The sequence below is a fragment of the Pseudomonas arsenicoxydans genome, from assembly GCF_900103875.1.
GTDB classification, from domain to species: Bacteria; Pseudomonadota; Gammaproteobacteria; order Pseudomonadales; family Pseudomonadaceae; genus Aquipseudomonas; species Aquipseudomonas arsenicoxydans.
The window spans coordinates 5,267,959-5,289,920 of sequence record NZ_LT629705.1 but is presented as its reverse complement, the minus strand read 5'-3'; the positions used below and the strand labels follow the sequence as shown (position 1 = coordinate 5,289,920).

The 21,962-nt window shown below is 59.2% G+C and carries 25 protein-coding genes; 11 read left to right on the top strand and 14 right to left on the bottom strand.

Annotation, left to right across the window (positions count from 1 at the left end; translation table 11 throughout):
- Positions 1 to 99 precede the first annotated feature (99 nt).
- Positions 100 to 483: an ATP-dependent Clp protease adapter ClpS gene (gene clpS, locus BLQ41_RS24670; protein ID WP_090185621.1), complete on the top strand. Its 384-nt coding sequence runs from the start codon at positions 100 to 102 to the stop codon at positions 481 to 483.
- A 30-nt stretch (positions 484 to 513) separates the two neighbouring features.
- Entirely contained in the window at positions 514 to 2,784 is a 2,271-nt protein-coding gene (clpA, locus tag BLQ41_RS24665) for an ATP-dependent Clp protease ATP-binding subunit ClpA (protein WP_090185618.1), read from the top strand.
- 885 nt (positions 2,785 to 3,669) lie between these two features.
- Here clpA and infA read toward each other — a convergent pair.
- The 4 genes from infA to trxB all read right to left on the bottom strand — a co-directional run bounded on the left by infA (position 3,670) and on the right by trxB (position 6,458).
- Positions 3,670 to 3,888, bottom strand: coding sequence for a translation initiation factor IF-1 (gene infA, locus BLQ41_RS24660; protein ID WP_002553999.1), 219 nt, complete (start codon positions 3,886 to 3,888; stop codon positions 3,670 to 3,672).
- A 100-nt stretch (positions 3,889 to 3,988) separates the two neighbouring features.
- Positions 3,989 to 4,696 (bottom strand): arginyltransferase, encoded by a 708-nt coding sequence (locus BLQ41_RS24655; RefSeq protein WP_090185614.1) that lies wholly within the window; start codon positions 4,694 to 4,696, stop codon positions 3,989 to 3,991.
- A 57-nt stretch (positions 4,697 to 4,753) separates the two neighbouring features.
- Positions 4,754 to 5,434, bottom strand: coding sequence for a leucyl/phenylalanyl-tRNA--protein transferase (gene aat, locus BLQ41_RS24650; RefSeq protein WP_090185611.1), 681 nt, complete (start codon positions 5,432 to 5,434; stop codon positions 4,754 to 4,756).
- A gap of 64 nt (positions 5,435 to 5,498) precedes the next feature.
- Positions 5,499 to 6,458, bottom strand: coding sequence for a thioredoxin-disulfide reductase (gene trxB, locus BLQ41_RS24645; RefSeq protein ID WP_090185607.1), 960 nt, complete (start codon positions 6,456 to 6,458; stop codon positions 5,499 to 5,501).
- A 308-nt stretch (positions 6,459 to 6,766) separates the two neighbouring features.
- Between trxB and BLQ41_RS24640 the strand changes: the two genes are divergently transcribed.
- The 6 genes from BLQ41_RS24640 (at position 6,767) to cysG (ending at position 14,282) form a co-directional block, all read left to right on the top strand.
- Positions 6,767 to 9,172, top strand: a complete 2,406-nt coding sequence (locus BLQ41_RS24640; protein ID WP_090185604.1) for a DNA translocase FtsK — start codon at positions 6,767 to 6,769, stop codon at positions 9,170 to 9,172.
- A 64-nt stretch (positions 9,173 to 9,236) separates the two neighbouring features.
- Positions 9,237 to 9,860 carry an outer membrane lipoprotein chaperone LolA gene (gene lolA, locus BLQ41_RS24635; protein WP_054053642.1) on the top strand — a complete coding sequence of 208 codons (624 nt, stop codon included), beginning with the start codon at positions 9,237 to 9,239 and terminating at the stop codon, positions 9,858 to 9,860.
- 33 nt (positions 9,861 to 9,893) lie between these two features.
- On the top strand, positions 9,894 to 11,216 hold the full coding sequence (locus BLQ41_RS24630) for a replication-associated recombination protein A (protein ID WP_010458909.1): 1,323 nt from the start codon (positions 9,894 to 9,896) through the stop codon (positions 11,214 to 11,216).
- On the top strand, positions 11,216 to 11,590 hold the full coding sequence (gene crcB, locus BLQ41_RS24625) for a fluoride efflux transporter CrcB (protein WP_090185602.1): 375 nt from the start codon (positions 11,216 to 11,218) through the stop codon (positions 11,588 to 11,590). Before BLQ41_RS24630 ends, crcB begins: the two co-directional genes overlap by 1 nt.
- 16 nt (positions 11,591 to 11,606) lie before the next feature.
- A complete protein-coding gene (gene serS, locus BLQ41_RS24620) occupies positions 11,607 to 12,887 on the top strand; it encodes a serine--tRNA ligase (RefSeq protein ID WP_090185598.1) in 1,281 nt (426 codons plus the stop codon).
- Positions 12,888 to 14,282, top strand: coding sequence for a siroheme synthase CysG (gene cysG / locus BLQ41_RS24615; RefSeq protein WP_090185596.1), 1,395 nt, complete (start codon positions 12,888 to 12,890; stop codon positions 14,280 to 14,282).
- 117 nt (positions 14,283 to 14,399) lie between these two features.
- Here cysG and BLQ41_RS24610 read toward each other — a convergent pair whose 3' ends face one another.
- The 9 genes from BLQ41_RS24610 to BLQ41_RS24570 all read right to left on the bottom strand — a co-directional run bounded on the left by BLQ41_RS24610 (position 14,400) and on the right by BLQ41_RS24570 (position 19,404).
- Positions 14,400 to 15,401: a glutathione S-transferase family protein gene (locus BLQ41_RS24610; RefSeq protein WP_090185593.1), complete on the bottom strand. Its 1,002-nt coding sequence runs from the start codon at positions 15,399 to 15,401 to the stop codon at positions 14,400 to 14,402.
- Positions 15,402 to 15,491: 90 nt separating this feature from the next.
- Positions 15,492 to 16,493 (bottom strand): glycosyl transferase family protein, encoded by a 1,002-nt coding sequence (locus BLQ41_RS24605; protein WP_090185591.1) that lies wholly within the window; start codon positions 16,491 to 16,493, stop codon positions 15,492 to 15,494.
- On the bottom strand, positions 16,490 to 16,825 hold the full coding sequence (locus BLQ41_RS24600) for a TusE/DsrC/DsvC family sulfur relay protein (protein ID WP_090185589.1): 336 nt from the start codon (positions 16,823 to 16,825) through the stop codon (positions 16,490 to 16,492). The genes BLQ41_RS24605 and BLQ41_RS24600 overlap by 4 nt, the downstream gene beginning before the upstream one ends.
- Positions 16,822 to 17,115, bottom strand: coding sequence for a sulfurtransferase complex subunit TusB (tusB, locus tag BLQ41_RS24595; RefSeq protein ID WP_090185585.1), 294 nt, complete (start codon positions 17,113 to 17,115; stop codon positions 16,822 to 16,824). The genes BLQ41_RS24600 and tusB overlap by 4 nt, the downstream gene beginning before the upstream one ends.
- A complete protein-coding gene (gene tusC / locus BLQ41_RS24590) occupies positions 17,115 to 17,477 on the bottom strand; it encodes a sulfurtransferase complex subunit TusC (RefSeq protein ID WP_090185583.1) in 363 nt (120 codons plus the stop codon). The genes tusB and tusC overlap by 1 nt, the downstream gene beginning before the upstream one ends.
- A 1-nt stretch (position 17,478) precedes the next feature.
- Complete coding sequence (tusD, locus tag BLQ41_RS24585) at positions 17,479 to 17,871, bottom strand: sulfurtransferase complex subunit TusD (RefSeq protein WP_090188811.1); 393 nt, start codon at positions 17,869 to 17,871, stop codon at positions 17,479 to 17,481.
- Positions 17,872 to 18,071: 200 nt separating this feature from the next.
- Positions 18,072 to 18,776 carry a YoaK family protein gene (locus tag BLQ41_RS24580; RefSeq protein WP_090185582.1) on the bottom strand — a complete coding sequence of 235 codons (705 nt, stop codon included), beginning with the start codon at positions 18,774 to 18,776 and terminating at the stop codon, positions 18,072 to 18,074.
- 28 nt (positions 18,777 to 18,804) lie between these two features.
- Positions 18,805 to 19,134: a DUF6388 family protein gene (locus tag BLQ41_RS24575; protein ID WP_090185580.1), complete on the bottom strand. Its 330-nt coding sequence runs from the start codon at positions 19,132 to 19,134 to the stop codon at positions 18,805 to 18,807.
- 21 nt (positions 19,135 to 19,155) lie between these two features.
- Positions 19,156 to 19,404, bottom strand: coding sequence for a hypothetical protein (locus BLQ41_RS24570; RefSeq protein WP_008154823.1), 249 nt, complete (start codon positions 19,402 to 19,404; stop codon positions 19,156 to 19,158).
- 162 nt (positions 19,405 to 19,566) lie between these two features.
- On the opposite strand from BLQ41_RS24570, the gene BLQ41_RS24560 reads away from it, so the two are divergent.
- Positions 19,567 to 19,917 carry a hypothetical protein gene (locus BLQ41_RS24560; RefSeq protein WP_090185579.1) on the top strand — a complete coding sequence of 117 codons (351 nt, stop codon included), beginning with the start codon at positions 19,567 to 19,569 and terminating at the stop codon, positions 19,915 to 19,917.
- A gap of 41 nt (positions 19,918 to 19,958) precedes the next feature.
- Here BLQ41_RS24560 and BLQ41_RS24555 read toward each other — a convergent pair whose 3' ends face one another.
- Positions 19,959 to 20,378 carry a GNAT family N-acetyltransferase gene (locus BLQ41_RS24555; protein WP_090185577.1) on the bottom strand — a complete coding sequence of 140 codons (420 nt, stop codon included), beginning with the start codon at positions 20,376 to 20,378 and terminating at the stop codon, positions 19,959 to 19,961.
- A gap of 149 nt (positions 20,379 to 20,527) precedes the next feature.
- Here BLQ41_RS24555 and BLQ41_RS24550 point away from each other — a divergent pair, with 149 nt between their 5' ends.
- Positions 20,528 to 20,965, top strand: a complete 438-nt coding sequence (locus tag BLQ41_RS24550) for a hemerythrin domain-containing protein (RefSeq protein WP_090185575.1) — start codon at positions 20,528 to 20,530, stop codon at positions 20,963 to 20,965.
- A gap of 221 nt (positions 20,966 to 21,186) precedes the next feature.
- On the top strand, positions 21,187 to 21,822 hold the full coding sequence (locus tag BLQ41_RS24545) for a lytic polysaccharide monooxygenase auxiliary activity family 9 protein (RefSeq protein ID WP_090185573.1): 636 nt from the start codon (positions 21,187 to 21,189) through the stop codon (positions 21,820 to 21,822).
- Positions 21,823 to 21,962 lie beyond the last annotated feature (140 nt).

The following is a 21,962-nucleotide window of genomic DNA, read 5'->3' as shown; positions in this document are numbered from 1 at the left end:
CTGATTTCCCGATAGTCAAGGTGACCAGGCAGTCGGAGTTGAAATCGACGTTGGCCGCCCCCACCACTGTATTTGAACAACTGACGAACCTTTCTTTCCATGCATGCAATCAGCCAGATTCGACTAACATTCAATCAGGATCGCCCGGCTCTCCAAAAAGAACACCCGGGAGCTCAAGACGACGATTCCGCAGGCATTGCTGTTCAGGAGGCAAAGCCTGCACTACAGGCGCCGCCGATGTACAAGGTGGTTTTGTTCAATGATGACTACACACCGATGGATTTCGTCGTCGAAGTGCTCGAGGTGTTTTTTAACCTGAATCGGGAGCTGGCGACCAAGGTCATGCTGGCCGTCCACACAGAAGGACGGGCAGTATGTGGAGTGTTTACCCGCGACATCGCCGAGACTAAGGCCATGCAGGTCAACCAGTACGCCAGGGAAAGCCAGCATCCGCTACTCTGTGAAATCGAGAAGGACGGTTAATCGCCGACCACTTGGGTATGAGGTGAAGCTATGTTAAACCGCGAGCTCGAAGTCACCCTCAATTTAGCCTTCAAGGAGGCTCGATCGAAGCGTCATGAATTCATGACCGTCGAACACCTCCTGCTGGCCCTATTGGATAATGAGGCTGCCGCCACCGTTTTGCGTGCCTGCGGCGCAAACCTCGACAAACTCAAGCATGATCTGCAGGAGTTCATCGACTCCACCACGCCATTGATTCCTATCCATGACGAGGATCGCGAAACCCAGCCAACCCTGGGCTTCCAGCGTGTCCTGCAGCGTGCTGTTTTCCACGTACAGAGCTCGGGCAAACGCGAAGTGACTGGCGCCAACGTGCTGGTCGCAATCTTCAGTGAGCAAGAGAGTCAGGCAGTGTTCCTGCTGAAACAGCAGAGCGTTGCGCGCATTGATGTCGTCAACTACATCGCTCATGGCATTTCCAAAGTGCCTGGGCATGGCGATCACTCTGAAGGTGAGCAAGATATGCAGGACGACGAGGGCGGTGAGTCTTCTTCTTCAGGCAATCCTCTGGATGCTTATGCCAGCAACCTCAACGAACTCGCGCGCCAGGGTCGTATCGATCCATTGGTCGGCCGTGAGCTGGAAGTCGAGCGTGTCGCGCAGATCCTGGCGCGTCGTCGCAAAAACAATCCGCTGTTGGTTGGCGAGGCGGGCGTGGGTAAAACCGCGATTGCCGAAGGCCTGGCCAAGCGTATTGTCGACAACCAGGTGCCGGACCTGCTGGCCAACAGCGTGGTGTATTCCCTCGATCTGGGAGCCCTGCTGGCCGGGACCAAATACCGTGGTGATTTCGAGAAGCGCTTCAAGGCGTTGCTCAATGAGCTGAAAAAACGTCCGCAGGCGATCCTGTTCATCGACGAAATCCACACCATCATCGGTGCGGGTGCTGCGTCCGGTGGCGTCATGGATGCCTCGAACCTGCTCAAGCCACTGCTGTCGTCGGGCGATATCCGTTGCATCGGATCGACCACGTTCCAGGAATTCCGCGGGATCTTCGAGAAGGACCGTGCCTTGGCTCGGCGCTTCCAGAAGGTCGATGTGTCGGAGCCGTCGGTGGAAGACACCATCGGCATCCTGCGCGGCCTGAAAGGTCGTTTCGAAGCGCACCACAACATCGAATACAGTGATGAGGCGTTGCGTGCCGCTGCAGAACTGGCGTCGCGCTACATCAATGACCGGCACATGCCGGACAAAGCCATCGATGTCATCGACGAGGCGGGCGCCTATCAGCGTCTGCAGCCGATCGAGAAACGCGTGAAACGCATCGAAGTGCCTCAGGTCGAGGACATCGTTGCGAAAATCGCGCGGATTCCGCCAAAACACGTCACCAGCTCCGACAAAGAGCTGCTGCGTAACCTTGAGCGTGACCTGAAGCTGACCGTATTCGGCCAGGATGCCGCGATCGATTCGCTGTCGACTGCGATCAAACTGTCCCGTGCCGGTCTCAAGTCGCCTGACAAGCCTGTCGGTTCGTTCCTGTTTGCAGGGCCGACCGGTGTCGGTAAAACCGAAGCGGCGCGTCAGCTGGCCAAGGCCTTGGGGATCGAGCTGGTTCGTTTCGACATGTCCGAGTACATGGAGCGCCACACCGTATCGCGTCTGATCGGTGCACCTCCAGGCTATGTCGGGTTCGATCAGGGCGGTTTGCTGACCGAAGCCATCACCAAGCAGCCTCACTGCGTGCTGTTGCTCGATGAGATCGAGAAGGCGCATCCGGAAGTCTTCAACCTGCTGCTGCAGGTCATGGACCACGGTACGCTGACCGATAACAACGGGCGCAAGGCGGACTTCCGTAACGTGATCGTCATCATGACGACCAACGCCGGTGCCGAAACAGCGGCTCGCGCTTCGATCGGTTTCACCCATCAGGACCACTCGTCCGATGCGATGGAAGTGATCAAGAAGAGCTTCACGCCGGAGTTCCGCAACCGTCTGGACACCATTATCCAGTTTGGTCGCCTCAGTCACGAGGTCATCAAAAGTGTGGTGGACAAGTTCCTTACCGAGCTTCAGGCGCAGTTGGAAGACAAGCGCGTGCAGTTGGAAGTGACCGACGCTGCGCGTGGCTGGCTGGCGGCAAGTGGCTACGACACGGCGATGGGCGCTCGTCCAATGGCGCGTTTGATCCAGGACAAGATCAAGCGTCCGCTGGCGGAAGAGATTCTGTTTGGCGAACTGGCTGACCATGGTGGCGTGGTTCATATCGATTTGAAGGATGGCGAGCTGACCTTCGATTTCGAGACCACGGCTGAGATGGCCTGACGGTTGTTGATCTGTTGTAAAGCTAGAGGCGCCTTCGGGCGCCTTTTTGCTGTTTGGGGTTTGGGTGTATATCCGTTGCTGCGGTAACGGCTGCTTATGGTTTCGCCCTTACGGCGACTCACTTTTTTTACAAACGCCTAAAAAAAGTAAGCAAAAAAACGCTTGCTCCTACGTTCGGCCCGCTCGCTGAGGCTCGGGGTTCCTTCGCTCCGGGATCCATCCGGGGGGCATCGCCTCCGGTTTGCTTCGCTGCACCTCCTCTCGATGTGTTCGACTTCGTCGAACGCTCGCTGCGCTCCCACCCCGGATGAATCCCTCCTCTCAGCCTTCCGACGTCGCCCGTGGATCAAGATCAAGAGCTGCAGCCGAGCTAACGCTCATCCTGTTGAGTGGTGAGAAGCGGATGCACACCGATCCCCCTGTAGGAGCTGTCGAGTGAAACGAGGCTGCGATCTTTTGATCTTGCTGTGGCTGTGGCTGTGGCTTTAGATCTTGATCTTGATCTGCTTTTGATCTTTCGCCCCTTCGGCAGGCCGAGCGTAGGTGTTCATCAGGGGGTTAGGCGCGTAGCGCCGTGCGGCGAAGCCGCACACATCGAGAGGAGGTCGTCGCGAAGCAGACCGGAGGCGATGCCCCCTGATGGACACCGTAGCGAGGGAACGCGGAGCCTCAGCGAGGCGCCGTACGCCGGGGCGAAGCCTTTTGCTTACTTTTCGGCGTCTGGAAAAGTGAGTCGCTGTAAAAGCGAAACCGCCAGCAGCCGTTACCGCAGCAACGGATATACACCCAAAACCCAAGAACCCAAGAACCCAAAACCCAGGCCCCCACCAAATCGCAGACAAACAAAAACGCCCGGCATAAACCGGGCGTTTTGTATTGACTTGATTAGCGAGCGCGGTAAGTGATGCGCCCTTTGCTCAAGTCATAGGGCGTCAGCTCGACGCGCACTTTGTCACCGGTAAGAATACGAATGTAGTTCTTGCGCATCTTGCCGGAGATATGCGCGGTTACGACGTGCCCATTTTCCAACTCCACACGAAACATGGTGTTGGGCAGGGTGTCGACGACAGTGCCTTCCATTTCGAAGCTGTCTTCTTTCGACATGCAGTAAAGCCCTCGGTGTCCAATGAATGGCCCGGTGCAACTGCGCCAGGCAAAAGCGGCGTGCATTGTGCCCGAAAAATGGGGTTTAAGCCAAGGGGTTCTAGTTCAGGATGACCCAACGTTGATTAATCAGCAGTTCGATGGGGCGATATTGGGTCTTGTAGCTCATCTTTTTGCAGTTCTTGATCCAATAGCCGAGGTAGACGGCTTCCAGGCCGAGACGTTTGGCCTCGGCAATCTGCCAGAGGATCGCGTAGCGCCCCAGGCTGCGGCGTTCTTCTTCAGGTTCGTAGAAGGTGTAGACCGCCGACAAACCGTTTGGCAGTAGGTCAGTGACAGCTACCGCCACCAGCCGGCCTTCGAGGCGAAATTCGTAGAAGCGTGAAAACGGCAGGTCACGCACCAGGAAGGTCGAAAATTGGTCACGGCTCGGCGGGTACATGTCGCCGTCGGCGTGCCGCTGTTCGATGTAGCGCTGGTAGAGGTCGAAGTACTCTTCGCTGTATTGCGGTCTGGCAGGGCGCACTTGCAGGTCGGCGTTGCGTTTGAAAATGCGTTTCTGCTGACGGTTGGGCGTAAATTGCGCCACGGGGATGCGCGCCGGTACGCACGCATTGCAATTCTGGCAATGAGGCCGGTAAAGATGATCGCCGCTACGACGAAAACCCATTTCAGACAGATCTGCGTAGACATGCACATCCATGGGCTGACTAGGGTCGAGGAACAGCGTGGTGGCCTGCTCCTCGGGCAGATAACTGCAAGAGTGGGGCTGAGTGGCATAGAACTTCAAACGCGCCAACTCGGTCATGATCAACCCTCGGGATAAGCTTTTGCATTAAGTGTAAGCCACGCGCGCAAATGTCGCTCAGCAAACCCAGGTGGCACGGTTGGGTTGATCCAGATGCTGCGCAAGGTAGCCGGCAAACTCGCGGCGGGGAATGGCCCTGGCCCCCAGGCTGTGCAGGTGGTCAGTCGGCATCTGGCAATCGATCAGCACAAAACCTGAGTCTTTCAGATGTCGCACCAGTGTGGCAAAACCAAATTTCGAGGCATTGTCAGCGCGGCTGAACATGGATTCGCCGAAAAACAGCTGACCCATCGCCAGGCCATAGAGCCCGCCAACCAGCACACCATCGTCCCAGACCTCAACGGAATGCGCGTAGCCGCGTCTGTGCAGCTCCAGATACGCCGTCTGCATCGCGTCAGTGATCCAGGTGCCGTCGGCGTAATCGCGTGGTGCGGCGCAGGCCGCAATGACCGAGGCGAAATCCTGATCGAAGGTCACTTGATAGCGTTGCTGGCGCAATAATTTGTTCAGGCTGCGCGAGACATGCAGTTCGTCGGGAAACAGCACTGTGCGTGGATCCGGCGACCACCAGAGAATCGGCTGTCCTTCCGAGAACCACGGAAAGCAGCCGTGGCGATACGCCTGAATCAGACGATCGGCAGACAGGTCGCCGCCGGCGGCCAGCAGACCGTTGGGGTCGCGCATGGCTTTTTCCAGCGGCGGGAAGGTCAGGGTATTGCGTTGTAACCAAGTCAGCATGGCATCCGGGCTTGCAGAAGGGGAGGGCGGGGGCGGGCCGGTGGGCCCGCCGTCAAGTTTGCCGTCAAACGACGGGAATGTCGTCGAGGTATTTCTCGGCGTCCAGTGCGGCCATGCAGCCAGCCCCTGCGGAAGTCACTGCCTGGCGGTACACGTGATCGGCCACATCGCCTGCGGCAAAGACTCCTGGAATCTCGGTGGCGGTGGCATCGCCTTCGTTGCCGCCCTTGACCAGCAAATAGCCGTCGCGCATGGGCAGTTGGTCGATAAACAAGTCGGTATTGGGCTTGTGGCCGATGGCGATGAACACGCCGGCCACAGGCAACTCGCTGGTTTCGCCGGTGTGGCTGTCGCGCAGGCGGGCGCCGGTCACGCCGCTGGCATCGCCCAGAATTTCATCCAGATGCTGATTCCAGTGCAGGCGGATATTGCCGTTGGCGGCCTTTTCGAAAAGCTTGTCCTGAAGGATTTTCTCCGAGCGCAGCTTGTCGCGCCGGTGAATCAGATGGACTTCCTTGGCGATGTTCGACAGGTACAGGGCTTCTTCGACTGCGGTGTTGCCGCCGCCAACGACCGCGACCACTTGATTGCGATAGAAGAAACCGTCACACGTGGCACAAGCTGAAACGCCGCGGCCGGCAAAGGTCTCCTCCGATGCCAGTCCCAGGTATTGCGCTGAAGCGCCGGTGGCGATGATCAGGGCGTCGCACGTATAGGTGCCGCCATCGCCAATCAGCTCGAAAGGGCGCTGCTGCAACTTGGCGGTATGGATGTGGTCGTAAACGATCTGTGTGTCGAAGCGTTCGGCGTGTTTTTGCATGCGTTCCATCAGCACCGGGCCGGTAAGGCCTTCGACGTCGCCGGGCCAGTTATCGACTTCGACGGTGGTGGTCAGCTGGCCACCTGCCTGTATGCCGGTAATGACAACGGGTTTGAGGTTGGCACGAGCGGCATAAACGGCTGCGCTGTAACCGGCAGGGCCAGAACCCAGAATGATCAGGCGGGAATGCTTCGCTTCGCTCATAAAAACACCTCATAAGCCTTTGTCACAAAAGAGAATGCATGCTCAAATTGAATCGCGCGTAACCTGCCTTTGGCTATGCTACATCCAAGGGCTTGAAGCATGGCATCGGGCGAACAAACCCGTACAATGCCTGCCTGTAACTGTGTTTGTAACAAAATAAGCAATGCGTACCGTGTTTAAAAAAACCAGGGCGCAGTGTTAAAAGTAGTCTCAGTTGCGCCTGTTAACTTTTTTACCTGCCTGGATTGGGCAGTTTTTTATAGTCAATCAACAGATGGACGCGCCACGGGCGCAGGAAAAGAAGCGTTTTGAAGAAATCCACCGCAGCACCCAAGACAGTCGTTCCGCTCTGGCGCCAGCATTTGCACTACCGGCTCAAGGAAGGTGCATTGATCGCCATCGGCGGCCTGTGCCTGTTCCTGATGATGGCCTTGTTGACGTATGGCAAGGACGATCCGGGCTGGAGCCATAACAGCAAGATCGAGGACGTGCAGAACTTCGGCGGACCGGTCGGTTCCTACAGCGCCGATATCCTGTTCATGGTGCTGGGTTATTTCGCCTATATCTTCCCGCTGCTGCTGGCGATCAAGGCGTATCAGATCTTCCGTCAGCGCCACGAGGCGTGGGAGTGGAGCGGCTGGCTGTTCTCCTGGCGCCTGATCGGCCTGGTGTTTCTGGTGCTGTCTGGCGCGGCCCTGGCACATATCCATTTTCACGCGGCAACCGGTCTGCCGGCCGGCGCTGGCGGTGCGTTGGGCGAAAGCCTTGGCGATCTGGCCAGGAACGCCCTGAACATTCAGGGCAGCACGTTGTTGTTCATCGCGCTGTTCCTGTTCGGCCTGACCGTGTTCACCGACCTGTCATGGTTCAAGGTGATGGACGTCACCGGCAAGATTACCCTCGACCTGCTGGAACTGTTCCAGGGCGCGGCCAATCGCTGGTGGGCCGCCCGTGTCGAACGCAAGCAGCTGGTTGCGCAGTTGCGTGAAGTCGATGATCGCGTTCATGACGTGGTTGCGCCGACTGTCACCGACAAACGCGAGCAGGCCAAGGTCAAGGAGCGCTTGATCGAGCGCGAGCAAGCGTTGAGCAAACACATGTCGGACCGCGAGAAGCAGGTGCCGCCTGTGATCGCGCCCGCGCCGCCAAAACCGGCAGCGCCGAGCAAACGCGTGGAAAAAGAGAAGCAGGCCCCGCTGTTCGTCGACAGCGCCGTCGAAGGCACCTTGCCGCCGATCTCGATCCTCGACCCGGCAGAAAAGAAACAACTCAATTATTCCCCGGAATCCCTGGCGGCCGTCGGCCATTTGCTGGAAATCAAGCTCAAGGAATTCGGCGTCGAAGTCTCGGTGGATTCGATTCACCCGGGGCCGGTGATTACCCGTTACGAAATCCAGCCCGCTGCTGGCGTCAAAGTCAGCCGCATTTCCAACCTGGCAAAAGACTTGGCGCGTTCCCTGGCCGTGACCAGTGTGCGGGTGGTGGAAGTGATTCCCGGCAAGACCACCGTCGGTATCGAGATCCCGAACGAAGATCGTCAGATCGTGCGCTTCTCCGAAGTGCTGTCGACGCCCGAGTACGACAACTTCAAGTCGCCCGTCACCCTGGCCCTGGGCCACGACATCGGCGGCAAGCCGGTCATCACCGACTTGGCGAAAATGCCTCACTTGCTGGTGGCCGGTACGACCGGTTCCGGTAAGTCGGTGGGTGTGAACGCGATGATCCTGTCGATCCTGTTCAAGTCCGGCCCGGAAGACGCCAAGCTGATCATGATCGACCCGAAAATGCTTGAGCTGTCGATCTACGAAGGCATTCCGCACCTGCTGTGCCCGGTGGTTACCGACATGAAGGATGCCGCCAACGCCCTGCGCTGGAGCGTGGCGGAGATGGAACGTCGCTACAAACTGATGGCAAAGATGGGCGTACGAAACCTGTCGGGCTTCAACGCCAAGGTCAAGGAAGCCCAGGACGCCGGCACACCGTTGACCGATCCTTTGTACAAGCGCGAAAGCATTCACGACGAAGCACCGTTGCTGACCAAGCTGCCAACCATCGTCGTAGTGGTCGACGAATTCGCCGACATGATGATGATCGTCGGCAAGAAGGTTGAAGAACTGATCGCCCGTATCGCCCAGAAGGCCCGTGCGGCCGGTATCCACTTGATCCTCGCGACCCAGCGTCCGTCGGTTGACGTGATCACCGGTCTTATCAAGGCGAACATCCCGACGCGCATGGCGTTCCAGGTGTCGAGCAAGATCGATTCGCGGACCATCATCGACCAGGGCGGCGCCGAGCAATTGCTGGGCCACGGTGACATGCTCTACATGCCGCCGGGCACCAGCCTGCCGATTCGTGTTCACGGTGCGTTCGTATCCGATGACGAGGTTCACCGGGTGGTTGAAGCCTGGAAGCTGCGTGGAGCGCCGGAATACAACGACGAGATCCTGGCCGGTGTCGAAGAGGCCGGCAGTGGCTTTGAAAATGGCGGCAGTGGCGGTGACGACGATGCTGAAACCGATGCCTTGTACGACGAAGCCGTCCAGTTCGTTCTGGAAAGCCGCCGTGCCTCCATCTCTGCAGTTCAGCGCAAGCTGAAAATCGGCTACAACCGCGCCGCGCGCATGATCGAAGCCATGGAAATGGCCGGGGTCGTGACGTCCATGAATACCAACGGTTCGCGTGAAGTCCTGGCTCCAGGCCCGGTACGCGACTGATTTGAATTGAAAGGGCGTCGCGACATGCGATGCCCGTACTCCCACGAATGTTATGAGGACTCCCATGCGTCTTATCCGCATGCTGTTGCTGCCGGTACTGGCTTTGACCACGCTCTCGGCTCACGCCGATGACAAGGACGTGGCGCGTCTGACCCAATTGCTGGAAACATCCAAGACCCTGACTGCACGCTTTTCGCAACTGACCCTCGATGGCAGCGGCACCCAATTGCAGGAAACCGCCGGTGACATGTCGCTGCAGCGTCCAGGCCTGTTTTACTGGCACACCAATGCACCCGCTGAACAAACGATGGTTTCCGACGGCAAGAAGGTCACCCTGTGGGACCCGGATCTTGAACAGGTCACCATCAAGACCCTCGACCTGCGCTTGACCCAGACTCCAGCCCTGTTGTTGTCGGGTGACGTGTCCAAGATCAGCCAGAGCTTCGACATCAGCGCCAAGGAAGCCGGCGGCGTGATCGACTTCACCTTGAAGCCGAAAACCAAAGACACGCTGTTTGACAGCCTGCGCCTGTCGTTCCGTAACGGTCTGGTCAATGACATGCAACTGATCGACAGTGTCGGCCAGCGCACCAACATCCTGTTCACCGGCGTGAAGGCCAACGAGCCGATCCCTGCATCCAAGTTCAAGTTCGACATCCCCAAGGGTGCGGACGTGATCCAGGAATAAAACGCAGTCCCCAGTGAGGTTTCATAAGTAGTGATGGACCTGTTTCGCAGTGCCCCGATAGCTCAGCCCCTGGCCGCTCGCCTGCGTGCGGCCAATCTGGACGAGTACGTCGGTCAGGAACACCTGCTCGCTCGCGGCAAGCCTTTGCGCGAAGCCCTGGAGCAGGGTGCCCTGCACTCGATGATTTTCTGGGGACCGCCGGGGGTGGGCAAGACCACCCTGGCGCGGTTGCTGGCGGAAGTCTCGGATGCGCACTTCGAAACGGTCTCGGCGGTGCTGGCCGGCGTGAAGGAGATCCGTCAGGCGGTGGAAATCGCCAAGCAGCAGGCCGGGCAATACGGCAAGCGGACCATCCTGTTCGTCGATGAAGTGCATCGTTTCAACAAGTCGCAGCAGGATGCGTTTCTGCCCTACGTTGAAGACGGCACGCTGATTTTCATCGGCGCGACCACTGAAAACCCCTCGTTCGAACTCAACAACGCCTTGCTCTCGCGGGCGCGTGTCTACGTGCTCAAAAGCCTCGACGAAGCGGCCCTGCGCAAGTTGGTGCATCGCGCGCTGACCGAAGAGCGTGGCTTGGGCAAGCGGCAACTGACCCTCAGCGATGAAGGCTTCCAGATGCTGCTGTCTGCCGCCGATGGCGATGGCCGTCGTTTGCTCAACCTGTTGGAGAACGCCTCGGACCTGGCGGAAGACAACAGCGAGATCGGTATCGACCTGCTGCAAAGCCTGCTCGGCGATACGCGGCGGCGTTTCGACAAGGGCGGCGAGGCGTTCTACGACCAGATATCGGCGCTGCATAAATCGGTACGCGGCTCCAATCCAGATGGCGCGCTGTACTGGTTCGCGCGGATGATCGATGGCGGTTGCGACCCGTTGTACCTGGCCCGGCGCGTGGTGCGCATGGCCAGCGAAGACATCGGCAACGCTGACCCGCGTGCCCTGAGCCTGTGCCTGGCAGCGTGGGAAGTGCAGGAGCGCCTCGGCAGCCCTGAAGGCGAGTTGGCAGTGGCCCAGGCCATCACTTATCTGGCGTGCGCGCCGAAAAGCAACGCGGTGTACATGGGCTTCAAAGCCGCGATGCGCAGCGCCACCGAACACGGCTCGCTCGAAGTGCCGCTGCACCTGCGCAACGCGCCGACCAAGCTGATGAAGCAGCTGGGTTATGGCGATGAATACCGTTATGCCCACGATGAGCCAGACGCGTACGCCGCGGGCGAAGACTATTTCCCGGAAGAACTCGAGCCCCAACCGTTCTATCAACCGGTGCCACGCGGCCTGGAGTTGAAGATCGGCGAGAAGCTCAACCACCTTGCACAACTTGACCGTTTAAGCCCCCGGCAGCGGAGAAAATAGTGATTCCTTTGGTTATAGCGGTCTCCATCGGCGGTGTTGCCGGCACATTGTTGCGCTTTGCCACCGGCAATTGGGTCAACGCTAATTGGCCGCGACACTTCTATACCGCGACGCTCGCCGTTAATATCGTGGGCTGTCTGCTGATCGGCGTTCTATACGGTCTGTTTTTGATTCGTCCGGAGGTGCCTTTCGAGGTGCGTGCCGGGCTGATCGTCGGCTTCCTCGGGGGGCTGACGACTTTTTCATCCTTTTCACTGGATACGGTGCGCCTGCTTGAAAGCGGGCAGGTGCCGCTGGCCCTGGGCTATGCTGCGATCAGCGTATTCGGCGGTCTGCTCGCCACCTGGGCCGGCCTGTCCTTGACCAAACTTTGATAAACGAGAAACCGACATGCTCGATTCCAAACTGTTACGTAGCAACCTTCAGGACGTAGCGGACCGCCTGGCATCCCGTGGCTACAAGCTGGATGTGGCGCGCATCGAAGCGCTGGAAGAACAGCGCAAGACCGTCCAGACCCGTACCGAAGCACTGCAGGCTGAGCGTAATGCCCGTTCCAAATCCATCGGCCAGGCCAAGCAGCGCGGCGAAGACATCGCGCCCTTGATGGCAGCCGTTGAGCGCATGGCAAGCGAATTGAGCGATGGTAAAATCGAGCTGGACACGATCCAGACCGAGCTGGATTCGATCCTGCTGGGTATCCCGAACCTGCCACACGAATCCGTGCCGATTGGCGCCGATGAAGACGGCAACGTCGAAGTGCGCCGCTGGGGCACTCCGACCGCGTTCGATTTCCCGATTCAGGACCACGTGGCCCTGGGCGAGAAGTTCGGCTGGCTGGACTTCGAAACTGCCGCCAAGCTGTCCGGCGCGCGTTTCGCCCTGCTGCGCGGCCCGATCGCTCGCCTGCACCGCGCTCTGGCGCAGTTCATGATCAACCTGCACACCACCGAACACGGCTACGAAGAGGCGTACACGCCTTACCTGGTCCAGGCACCCGCATTGGTCGGTACCAGCCAGTTGCCGAAATTCGAAGAAGACCTGTTCAAGATCAGCCGCGAAGGCGAAGCCGATCTGTACCTGATCCCGACCGCGGAAGTGTCGCTGACTAACATCGTCGCCGGCGAGATCGTCGATTCGAAACTGCTGCCGATCAAGTTCGTGGCTCACACGCCGTGCTTCCGCAGTGAAGCCGGTGCGTCGGGTCGCGATACGCGCGGCATGATCCGCCAGCACCAGTTCGACAAGGTCGAGATGGTCCAGATCGTTGAGCCATCGACGTCGATGGACGCGCTGGAAGGCCTGACCGCCAACGCCGAGAAAGTCCTGCAACTGCTGCAACTGCCGTATCGCACGATTGCCCTGTGCACCGGCGACATGGGCTTCAGCGCGGTCAAGACTTACGACCTGGAAGTGTGGATCCCGAGCCAGGACAAGTACCGCGAAATTTCGTCGTGCTCCAACTGCGGTGACTTCCAGGCCCGTCGTATGCAAGCGCGTTTCCGCAACCCGGAAACCGGCAAGCCTGAGCTGGTTCACACCCTCAACGGTTCCGGCCTGGCGGTCGGTCGTACATTGGTGGCGGTGCTGGAAAACTATCAGCAGGCCGACGGTTCGATCCGTGTGCCGGACGTGCTGAAGCCTTACATGGGTGGCCTCGAGGTCATCGGCTAAATGGACTATCTGCCGCTGTTTCACAACCTTCGCGGCAGTCGTGTGTTGGTCGTCGGCGGGGGGGAAATTGCCTTGCGCAAATCCCGCCTGCTGGCCGAAGCCGGTGCGCTGCTGCGGGTAGTTGCACCTGAAATCGAACCGCAACTGCGCGAGCTGGTTGTCGGCAGCGGTGGCGAGTGCCTGGTACGGGGTTACGTCGAGTCGGACCTGGACAGTTGCGGGCTGATCATTGCCGCCACCGACGACGAACCGCTCAACGCGCAAGTCTCCGCCGATGCCCATCGGCGTTGCGTGCCGGTCAACGTGGTGGATGCGCCTGCCTTGTGCAGCGTGATCTTCCCGGCGATCGTCGACCGATCCCCATTGATCATTGCGGTGTCCAGCGGCGGCGACGCGCCGGTGCTGGCGCGGTTGATCCGCGCCAAGCTGGAAACCTGGATACCGTCCACCTACGGTCAACTGGCCGGCCTGGCGGCGCGTTTTCGCACTCAGGTCAAAGGCTTGTTCCCGGATGTGCAGCAGCGTCGGGCGTTCTGGGAAGATGTGTTCCAGGGCCCGATTGCCGACCGACAACTGGCCGGGCAGGGCGCCGAAGCCGAGCGCCTGATGCTGGCGAAAATCAACGGTGAAGCGCCGGTTGCTACCGGTGAAGTGTATTTGGTAGGCGCGGGGCCGGGAGATCCTGATCTGCTTACCTTCCGCGCCTTGCGCCTGATGCAGCAAGCCGATGTGGTGCTGTATGACCGTCTGGTTGCACCGGCCATCCTCGATTTGTGTCGTCGTGATGCCGAGCGGATTTACGTCGGCAAGCGCCGCGCCGATCACGCCGTGCCGCAGGATCAGATCAACCAGCAATTGGTCGATCTGGCCAAGCAAGGCAAGCGTGTGGTGCGACTGAAGGGCGGTGATCCGTTCATCTTCGGGCGCGGCGGTGAAGAGATCGAAGAACTGGCGGCCCACGGTATCCCGTTCCAGGTCGTACCGGGTATCACTGCGGCCAGTGGTTGCGCGGCGTATGCCGGGATTCCGCTGACGCACCGTGATTACGCACAGTCAGTGCGGTTTGTCACCGGGCACCTCAAGGATGGCTCTACCGATTTGCCTTGGGGCGACCTGGTCGCACCGGCACAAACCCTGGTGTTTTACATGGGGTTGGTGGGCTTGCCGATCATTTGCGAGCAGTTGATCAAGCATGGTCGCGCCGCCGATACCCCGGCGGCGTTGATCCAGCAGGGCACCACGGTCAACCAGCGAGTGTTTACCGGCACCCTGGCCGATCTTCCACGGCTGGTGGCGGAGCACGAAGTGCATGCGCCGACCTTGGTGATCGTTGGGGAAGTGGTGCAACTGCGCGAGAAACTGGCGTGGTTCGAAGGGGCTCAGGCGCAGGTCTGAAAACCGAGTCGCTCCCATCGCCAGCAGGCTAGCTCCCACAGTGGATTTGTGAACGACACAAATCCACTGTGGGAGCTAGTCTGCTGGCGATTGGGGTCCTCAAAAACGGCACAAACCTCAGGCTTTACGCCAAACCCCTTTCCCGCTCAACCGTTCCCGATCATGGGGTGCGGTGAAATCCTGCGCCGGTCCCTTGGGCACGACACCCGTCGGGTTAATGGTCTTGTGGCTGCCGTAGTAGTGATTTTTGATGTGCTGGAAATCCACTGTCTCGGCAATCCCCGGCCACTGATACATCTCCCGTAGCCAGTTCGACAGATTCGGATAATCAGCGATCCGCCGCAGGTTGCACTTGAAGTGCCCGTGGTACACCGCATCAAAACGAATCAGCGTGGTGAACAACCGGATATCGGCTTCCGTCAGGTATTCGCCGACCAGGTAACGGTTCTCGCTCAACAGCAGTTCGAGTCGATCCAGCTCGGCGAACACATCATCGAAGGCTTCTTCATAAGCGCCCTGAGAGGTGGCAAACCCGGCACGGTAGACACCGTTGTTCACAGCCGGGTAAATCCGCTCGTTCAGCGCATCGATTTCACCGCGCAGAGGCGCCGGATAGAAATCCAGGTCATTGCCGGTCAGTTCATCGAAGGCGCCATTGAACATGCGGATGATCTCCGCCGATTCATTGTTAACGATGCGGTTCTGCTGCTTGTCCCACAGCACCGGTACGGTGACACGGCCGGTGTAGTCGGCGGTATCGGCGGTGTAGCGCTGGTGCATGAATGTGAAGTGATCGAGTTTGTCGCCGGTCGAGCCGAGGTTCTGGTCGAACGTCCAGCCGTTTTCCAGCATCAGCCAACTGACCACCGACACGTCGATCAGGTTTTCAAGGCCTTTGAGTTTGCGCAGGATCAGCGTGCGATGCGCCCAGGGACAGGCGAGGGACACATAAAGGTGATAGCGCCCAGCCTCGGCGGCAAAGCCACCGACACCGGTCGGGCCCGGCTTGCCGTCGACGGTCAGCCAGTTGCGGCGTTGCGCCTGTTCACGCTGGAACGCGCCGTCCTTGCTGCTTTCGTACCACTGATCATGCCAGCGACCTTCAACTAACAAACCCATGTTCAAGACTCCTTAACCGATAAGCGTTGGAGAGGAGTCTATTCGGATAGGTTCGATAAAAAAGCGCAAAGGTTAACGGGTTATGATCGGTTAAATAGATCTATCCCGTGCGTCCCAATACTGTTGTGCGGTTTCGAAGGCTTGCTCGCGGGATTGACCGAGCCCGCGCAGCGCCAGGGCCATGGTCGAAATCAGGGCCATTTGCGGATAGCTGTCGACCACATCGCCGCGCCACACGGCTTTCAACTGTTCGGGATCGAGCGTGGCGGGTTTGACGTGGCGCTGGGTCGACATCTGCGGCCATTCCTCGTCCCAGCTTTCGCCGCCGGTAGTGCCGTACAAGTGACTGTCGGCGTCCGGGTTGATCTCGATTTCGCCGCCATCGCCCTTGACCACGATTGCGGTATCGCCGAGTAAACCGCTGGCGTCGCGATGCACGGCCTGATAGCCGGGGTGGAAAATGCTCTGCAGGCCACAGCGGGCGCCCAGCGGATTGAGGATCCGCGTCAGCGAATGAATCGGCGAACGCAGGCCCAAGGTGTTGCGCAGGTCGATCATGCGTTGCAGTTGCGGCGCCCAATCCACCAGCGGCATGAAGGCCAGACCGCCCTGATCCAGCGCCTCGCCGACCTGCTGCCAGTTTCGGCACAGCGGGATGTTTAACTCATCGAGCAATTGTTCGCTGTACAGCCGCCCGGCCGTGTGTGCGCCACCGCCATGCATGAAGATGCGCACGCCGTTCTGCGCCAGGCACTTGGCCGCCAGCAGATACCACGGCAGGTGGCGCTTCTTGCCCGCATACGTCGGCCAGTCCAGATCGACCGCCAGTGCCAGCGGGTTCAGCCGTTCACGCAAGGCTTCGGCGAAGCCGGCCATTTCCTCGGCGCTTTCTTCCTTGTGCCGCAGCAACATCAGAAACGCACCGAGCTGGGTGTCTTCGACCTTGTCGTCGAGCACCATGCCCATGGCTTCGCGCGCTTCGATCCGGGTCAGGTCACGAGCGCCACGCTTGCCTTTGCCGAGGATTCGCACGAACTGGGCGAAAGGGTGTTCGGCAGGCGTTTCGAGGGTCAGCGCTGGATAGTCGGTCATAAACAATTCGTCGGTTTGGGCAGGCCCGCCAGTTTTGCGGCGAGTTTGGCAGGGGTGCCTTTGAACAGTCGGTTCAGGTGCAGGCTGTTGCCTTTTTCCGGGCCGAGCTTCAATGCGGTGTACTTGATCAATGGACGGGTCGCAGGCGACAGCTGGAATTCGTCGTAGAAACCGCGCAGCACTTCGAGGACTTCCCAATGTTCCGGGCTCAACTCGATGTCTTCGGCGGCGGCGAGGGCGGCGGCAACCTCGTTGGACCAGTCGCTCAGGTGGACCAGGAAGCCGTCCTTGTCCAGCTCGATGGCGCGGGCGCCGACGGTCAGGGAATTCATAGCCAACTGTTGACCTTGTCGTAGTGAATCGACAGCTCGACGAAGGCCGGGTAATCGATTGCCTTGACCGCGTCAGGAATCTCCAGCGCACGAGCCTGGACGTCCTCGGCCAGTGCGAACAGTTTCAACTGGCGAGCACTCAGCGCGTTGAACGGCGCTGTGCCGGGCTGCAACGCATACACCGCGTCACCGGTCAGCAACAACGCATCGTTCGTGCCGATCACCCGCAGGCAACTGGTCAGGCGGTCGTCGCCGAATGGGGAATGAGACAACACATGCAAAGTCGACATCAGAGGGTGATCACCTGGTCGTAACGGTCAATAAGCGCAGTGATTTGCTCGGCAGCCAGCACCTGGGCTTCTTCGAGCGAGAAACGGCTCGGGTCCAGGCCGCGTTCTGCAGCGCTGTCGGCACAGACAAACAGCTCTTCAACACCGAACATCGGCAACGCTTGCAGGTTGGCGCTCAGGTCTTTTTGCTGCAGGGCCTTGGCGTTCTGTTTGGCGGCGAGCTGGAACACGCCGTCATCGAGAAACAACAAACCGATCGGCAGATCGAAAGCACCGCCGGCCAGCACGATGTCCAGCGCTTCGCGCGCATTCGGCCCGGACCACGGGGCCTGGCGGCTGATGATCAGCAAGGATCTTGGCATCTCACGCGCCTCCAAAACAGATCAGGCGGTCGGCGTCCTGCACGGCGTCATGCAACTGACCCAGACCGGACAATTCCCACGGTGCGTCGACCGATACGGCCTCGCGCTGATAGCGCCCGGCTTCTTCTGCGTCCAGCACACCACGACGCAGGGCGGCGGCGATGCAAACAACGCCGTCCAGTTGATGCTCAGTGACAAAGGCGCGCCATTGCTTGGGCAAGTCCAGTTCATCCTGGGGCGTGACCACGCTGCCGGAAGCGTTATAAACGCCGTCCTGATAAAAAAACAGCCGGACGATTTCATGCCCGCCCGCCAATGCAGCCTGGGCAAACATCAAGGCGCGGCGCGAGGAGGGCGCATGGGCGGCGGAAAACAGCGCGATGGCGAACTTCATGACGGACTCGATCAGCAAAACTGTGGCCATGATAAAGCTTTATCGGCGAGGCGGCTAAATCGATGTGGTTTGTTCAGGCCCTATCGCGGGCAAGCCCGCTCCCACAGGAGTTTTGTGGCGAATTTTGATTTCGTGTACGACACAAAGCCCTTGTGGGAGCGGGCTTGCCCGCGATAGGGCCCGAACAGTCAATACACGATTCAGCGCGGCATATAACCCAACTGCCAACGCCGCGGAATGCTTAACGACAGCACCCCTAGCGCCGCGGCCAGCAAGCCGCTGGCAAACAACGCCTTGAGCCCCAGTTGATGCTCCAGCACGGCGCCCAGCACGGCGCCGGCAAACATGCCCGTCCAGGGAATCAACTGAACCCGCCAGCCATTGCGCCGTTCGCCGAGCATCCAGCGCCCCAGGCCACGACCGAAGCGCGACAGGGCGCCGGTCACATAGGTCAGGCCGACGGGCAGACCGTTCACTTCTTCCACCGCCGCATTGAGCATGCCCATGGCGATGATGGCCGCGAGCAACGCCGGCAGCTGTTCGTCATAAGGCCAGGCAGCGGCGCCGCAAAGCAGCATGGCGATGCACAGCAACAACGGCAGTGCCCGTCGCCCGCCCAGGCGACTGATCACAATGCCCAAGGCGTTGCCGACGATAAAGGTGGCCACAAGGATCAACAGGCGCAAGGTCAGCCCGAGATCGCCGTCGCTGATGGCGACGGCAAGGCGGGTGGTGTTGCCGCTCATGAAGGAGACAAAGTCACCGCTGGCCATGAAGCCGATGGCATCGGTCATGCCGGCGAGGACCGAGAGTGCTGCAACCAGCGACATGCCGATGCGGCCACGCCATTTGCGGGCGTGCAGATGGCCCGGGCTGGCGCGGGTACTTGAAAGCGACGGTAGCATCGGTGGAGGCATCCTTGAGCGGCGGAGGTTACTTGCTCAACCCATATAACTCGCAATATTCCAGCCAGTCCAGACCCGCCATCTCAGCCACTTCCTTGTGCACTTCCATGCGCTGAGTCTCGTAGTCCTCAGGCGTGTCGACAGTCAGTTTCAGCGTCAGCTCCCAGGCGAACAAACCGAGGCGCTCGGCTTCGGCTTCGAACGCTTCATGCAAGCGCTCGTCACGGTATTGTGCTGCCGTCTCGCCTTTGGCCTGGGCCAACAGCGGATTGAGGTTGTCGAGTTCGTGGCGCAGCTCGGGGCGCTCGTCGAGAAATTTCTCCAGCGCCTGTTCGTGTTGCTGTTCGGTTGCCGCCATGGTCACTCCTTGAGGCTGCTCTTACGAAGATTGCTTCTTGCTGGCCTTGGCCGCAGCGGCCAGGCACTCAAGTGCAAACTGCTCGGGGTAAGTCATCTGGATCGGCGTGGTTTCGCCCTTGACGGTCCGTTCGCCGTCGAGGATGTAGCGAATCCGCTTGTCGGTGACGCCAATTCGCTTGGCGATCCAGGAAGGGGTCTGACCGATCTGGCTGATCAGCTTGTCAGCGTATTCAGCGGTCGGTTTGTAATACTCGGCGTTGGGTGTCATGGACGTTCCAGAAAAATGAGCCCGAAAAAACGGGCGATGCGACGGTAATGGCGCGACAGGGTGCGCGAATCGTCAGTCGATGTCGCGCTATAAATGAAGTAAAGCAGAACGATACGCCGTGCCACGGTGATACAGTCCGCTTTTTCTTGATGAGCGAACGCGATGCGAATTCTGATGGTGGCGCTGGCCGTAACGTTGCTGGCCGGATGCGCCGGTTCGGTGATGAACGATGCCCGCACCAAAGCCCCTTACAAAACCCTGAAATCGGACAAAGCGGAAAAAGTTGTCGCCCAGTGCGTGCAGTTTTCCTGGCAGGACGAGGCGGTGTTCGGTGTCGATGCCGCTGCTTACCTGCAATCGGGTGAGAAGGGTGGGACCACGGTCTACACGCGTTCGGCGGAATCGTTTGTCGACGTTACGACCGATGCTTCCGGAACCGTGCTGAGTTACTACGCGCAGCATGACGACTTTGTCGCCAAGCGCCGTCTGGCGGCGCTGGCAACCTGCCTGTGATCTGAAGGGCTGAAATAGTTTCCCTCGGGGAAGCTATTTCGTCACAGGCGCTTCTGGAAAAACAGGCGCTTGTGGCCTGGCGGATAGTCGACAATCTCGCCCAGCTCGCTGTAGCCCAGCTTCTGGTAGAACCCCGGCGCCTGAAAGTCGAACGTGTCGAGCCAGACCCCAACGCATTCCTTCTCCCGAGCCACGTCTTCGGCCATACGCATCAGCTTCGTGCCCAGGCCTTGTCCCCGGGCCTGTTCCGGCACCGACAACAATTCGATGAACATCCACTGGTAAAACACCCGAGCGTAAAGTCCGCCGAGGATCTCGCCGCTGTCGTCACGCACCAGCAGGGCAATGGGTTCCTGCCTCGAGACGCCAGCCTTCGAGGCGTTATAGGCGCGCAGCGGCAGCAGGATCGCCTGTTCCTCTTCATCCGTGGGGTTTTGCGAGCGTTCAATACGCAGGGTCATCAGCTACATCCTTATGGCAATTGGATAACAAGCCCAAGCCTATCGCGCCAGGCAGTCCTGTTTCCAGCCCTACGGGCGGAACCCCTTCTTGCCCGCGGATGTCTAGCCTAAACAGCGTCATTCCAGAACGCAGCCTATGAGGATCCTCCGTGAATATTTTTGAAGCCTTGCGTGAAAGCCATGACCGTCAACGCACGTATGCCGACGCGCTGATCAAGACCAGTGGCGACACCCCGGAGCGGGTCGAGGCTTACAAACAGCTCAAGTCCGAATTGCAGGCCCACGAAACGGCGGAAGAGCGGCATTTCTACATCCCGCTGATGGAGTTCGACAACGGCGTCGACCTGAGCCGTCATGCCATCTCCGAGCACCACGAGATGGACGAAATGATGGAAGAGTTGGATAAGACCGAGATGTCCAGCCCGGCCTGGCTGGCGACCGCCAAGAAGCTTTGCGAGAAGGTTCATCACCACCTGAAAGAGGAAGAGCAGAAGTTCTTCCAGATGGCCGGCAAGTTGCTCGATGACAAGCAGAAAGAGACGCTGGCTGGCCAGTATGTGAAGGAATACAACGCTCAGCTTTCCTGATCGCAGCAGTGCTCCAGGTTGGCACTTTGCGCTGTAGTCCTTTTGCCATGCTGCGAGTAAGCGTCAGCTCAAACAACTGGTTATCCATACAGTATTTGCTCAGTGTGGGTTTGAGAAGTCATGCAGCCACGGGTTTTGGTCCCATGGACAAAAAAAGTAGCTCCGTTAGTTTGAAGGCCTCTCCTCGGGAAGGAGAGTTCTCAAATCAACGGAGTGAAAAAATGAACCAACCACACGCTCAAACCCAACTGCGGCACGGCCGCGTTACTTCCCCTGCAAGCCGTGGCTCGGTCGCCGTGGAACTGGGGCTGCTGGGCAACTGGCAAGTCAACGAAATGGAAGGCGGCAAGAATTTCCCGGCATTGACGGCCGGGCCTTTCCCGGCGCCATACCACACAGACAGCGACAGCGTCGCTCCGCCCGGCGATGGTCATATCCTCAGCGGCGGCAAGGTCGATGCTCGTGACTGTCTGAATTTCACAAATGAGGAAATGAGCCTCAAGCTCAACCGTCCGTTCACCTGGCCGATGCTGAGCGTCAATCCGGGCCAGACCTTTGACGTCACCTGGGAATACACCGCGGCCCACGTTACCCGTGGCTACAGCTGGTTTATCACCCGGGACGGCTGGAACCCCAAACAGCGGATCAGCCGTGCGCAGCTGGAGCCGACGTCGTTCTTCGGCGACTTCTACACCCAGGTGCCGTATTACAGTCATTCCGCTGAGATGAAAGCCAAGGTCAATCACCATGTGACTTTGCCGGGTAACAAGAAGGGCCACCATGTCATCGTGCTGATGTGGATTGTGGCCAATACCGGGAATGCGTTCTATCAAGCGTTCGATGTGGACTTCCAGTAACGGGTCGGTAAAAAGGTCCGGTAGTTATGCCTGATGTTGTTCTCATTAAGAATGTTTTGGGGTTGGGGGCATATCCGTTTTTGGGGTAACGGCGGCTATTGGTTCCGCCCTGACGGCGGGTTACTTGGAAAAGCGCCAAG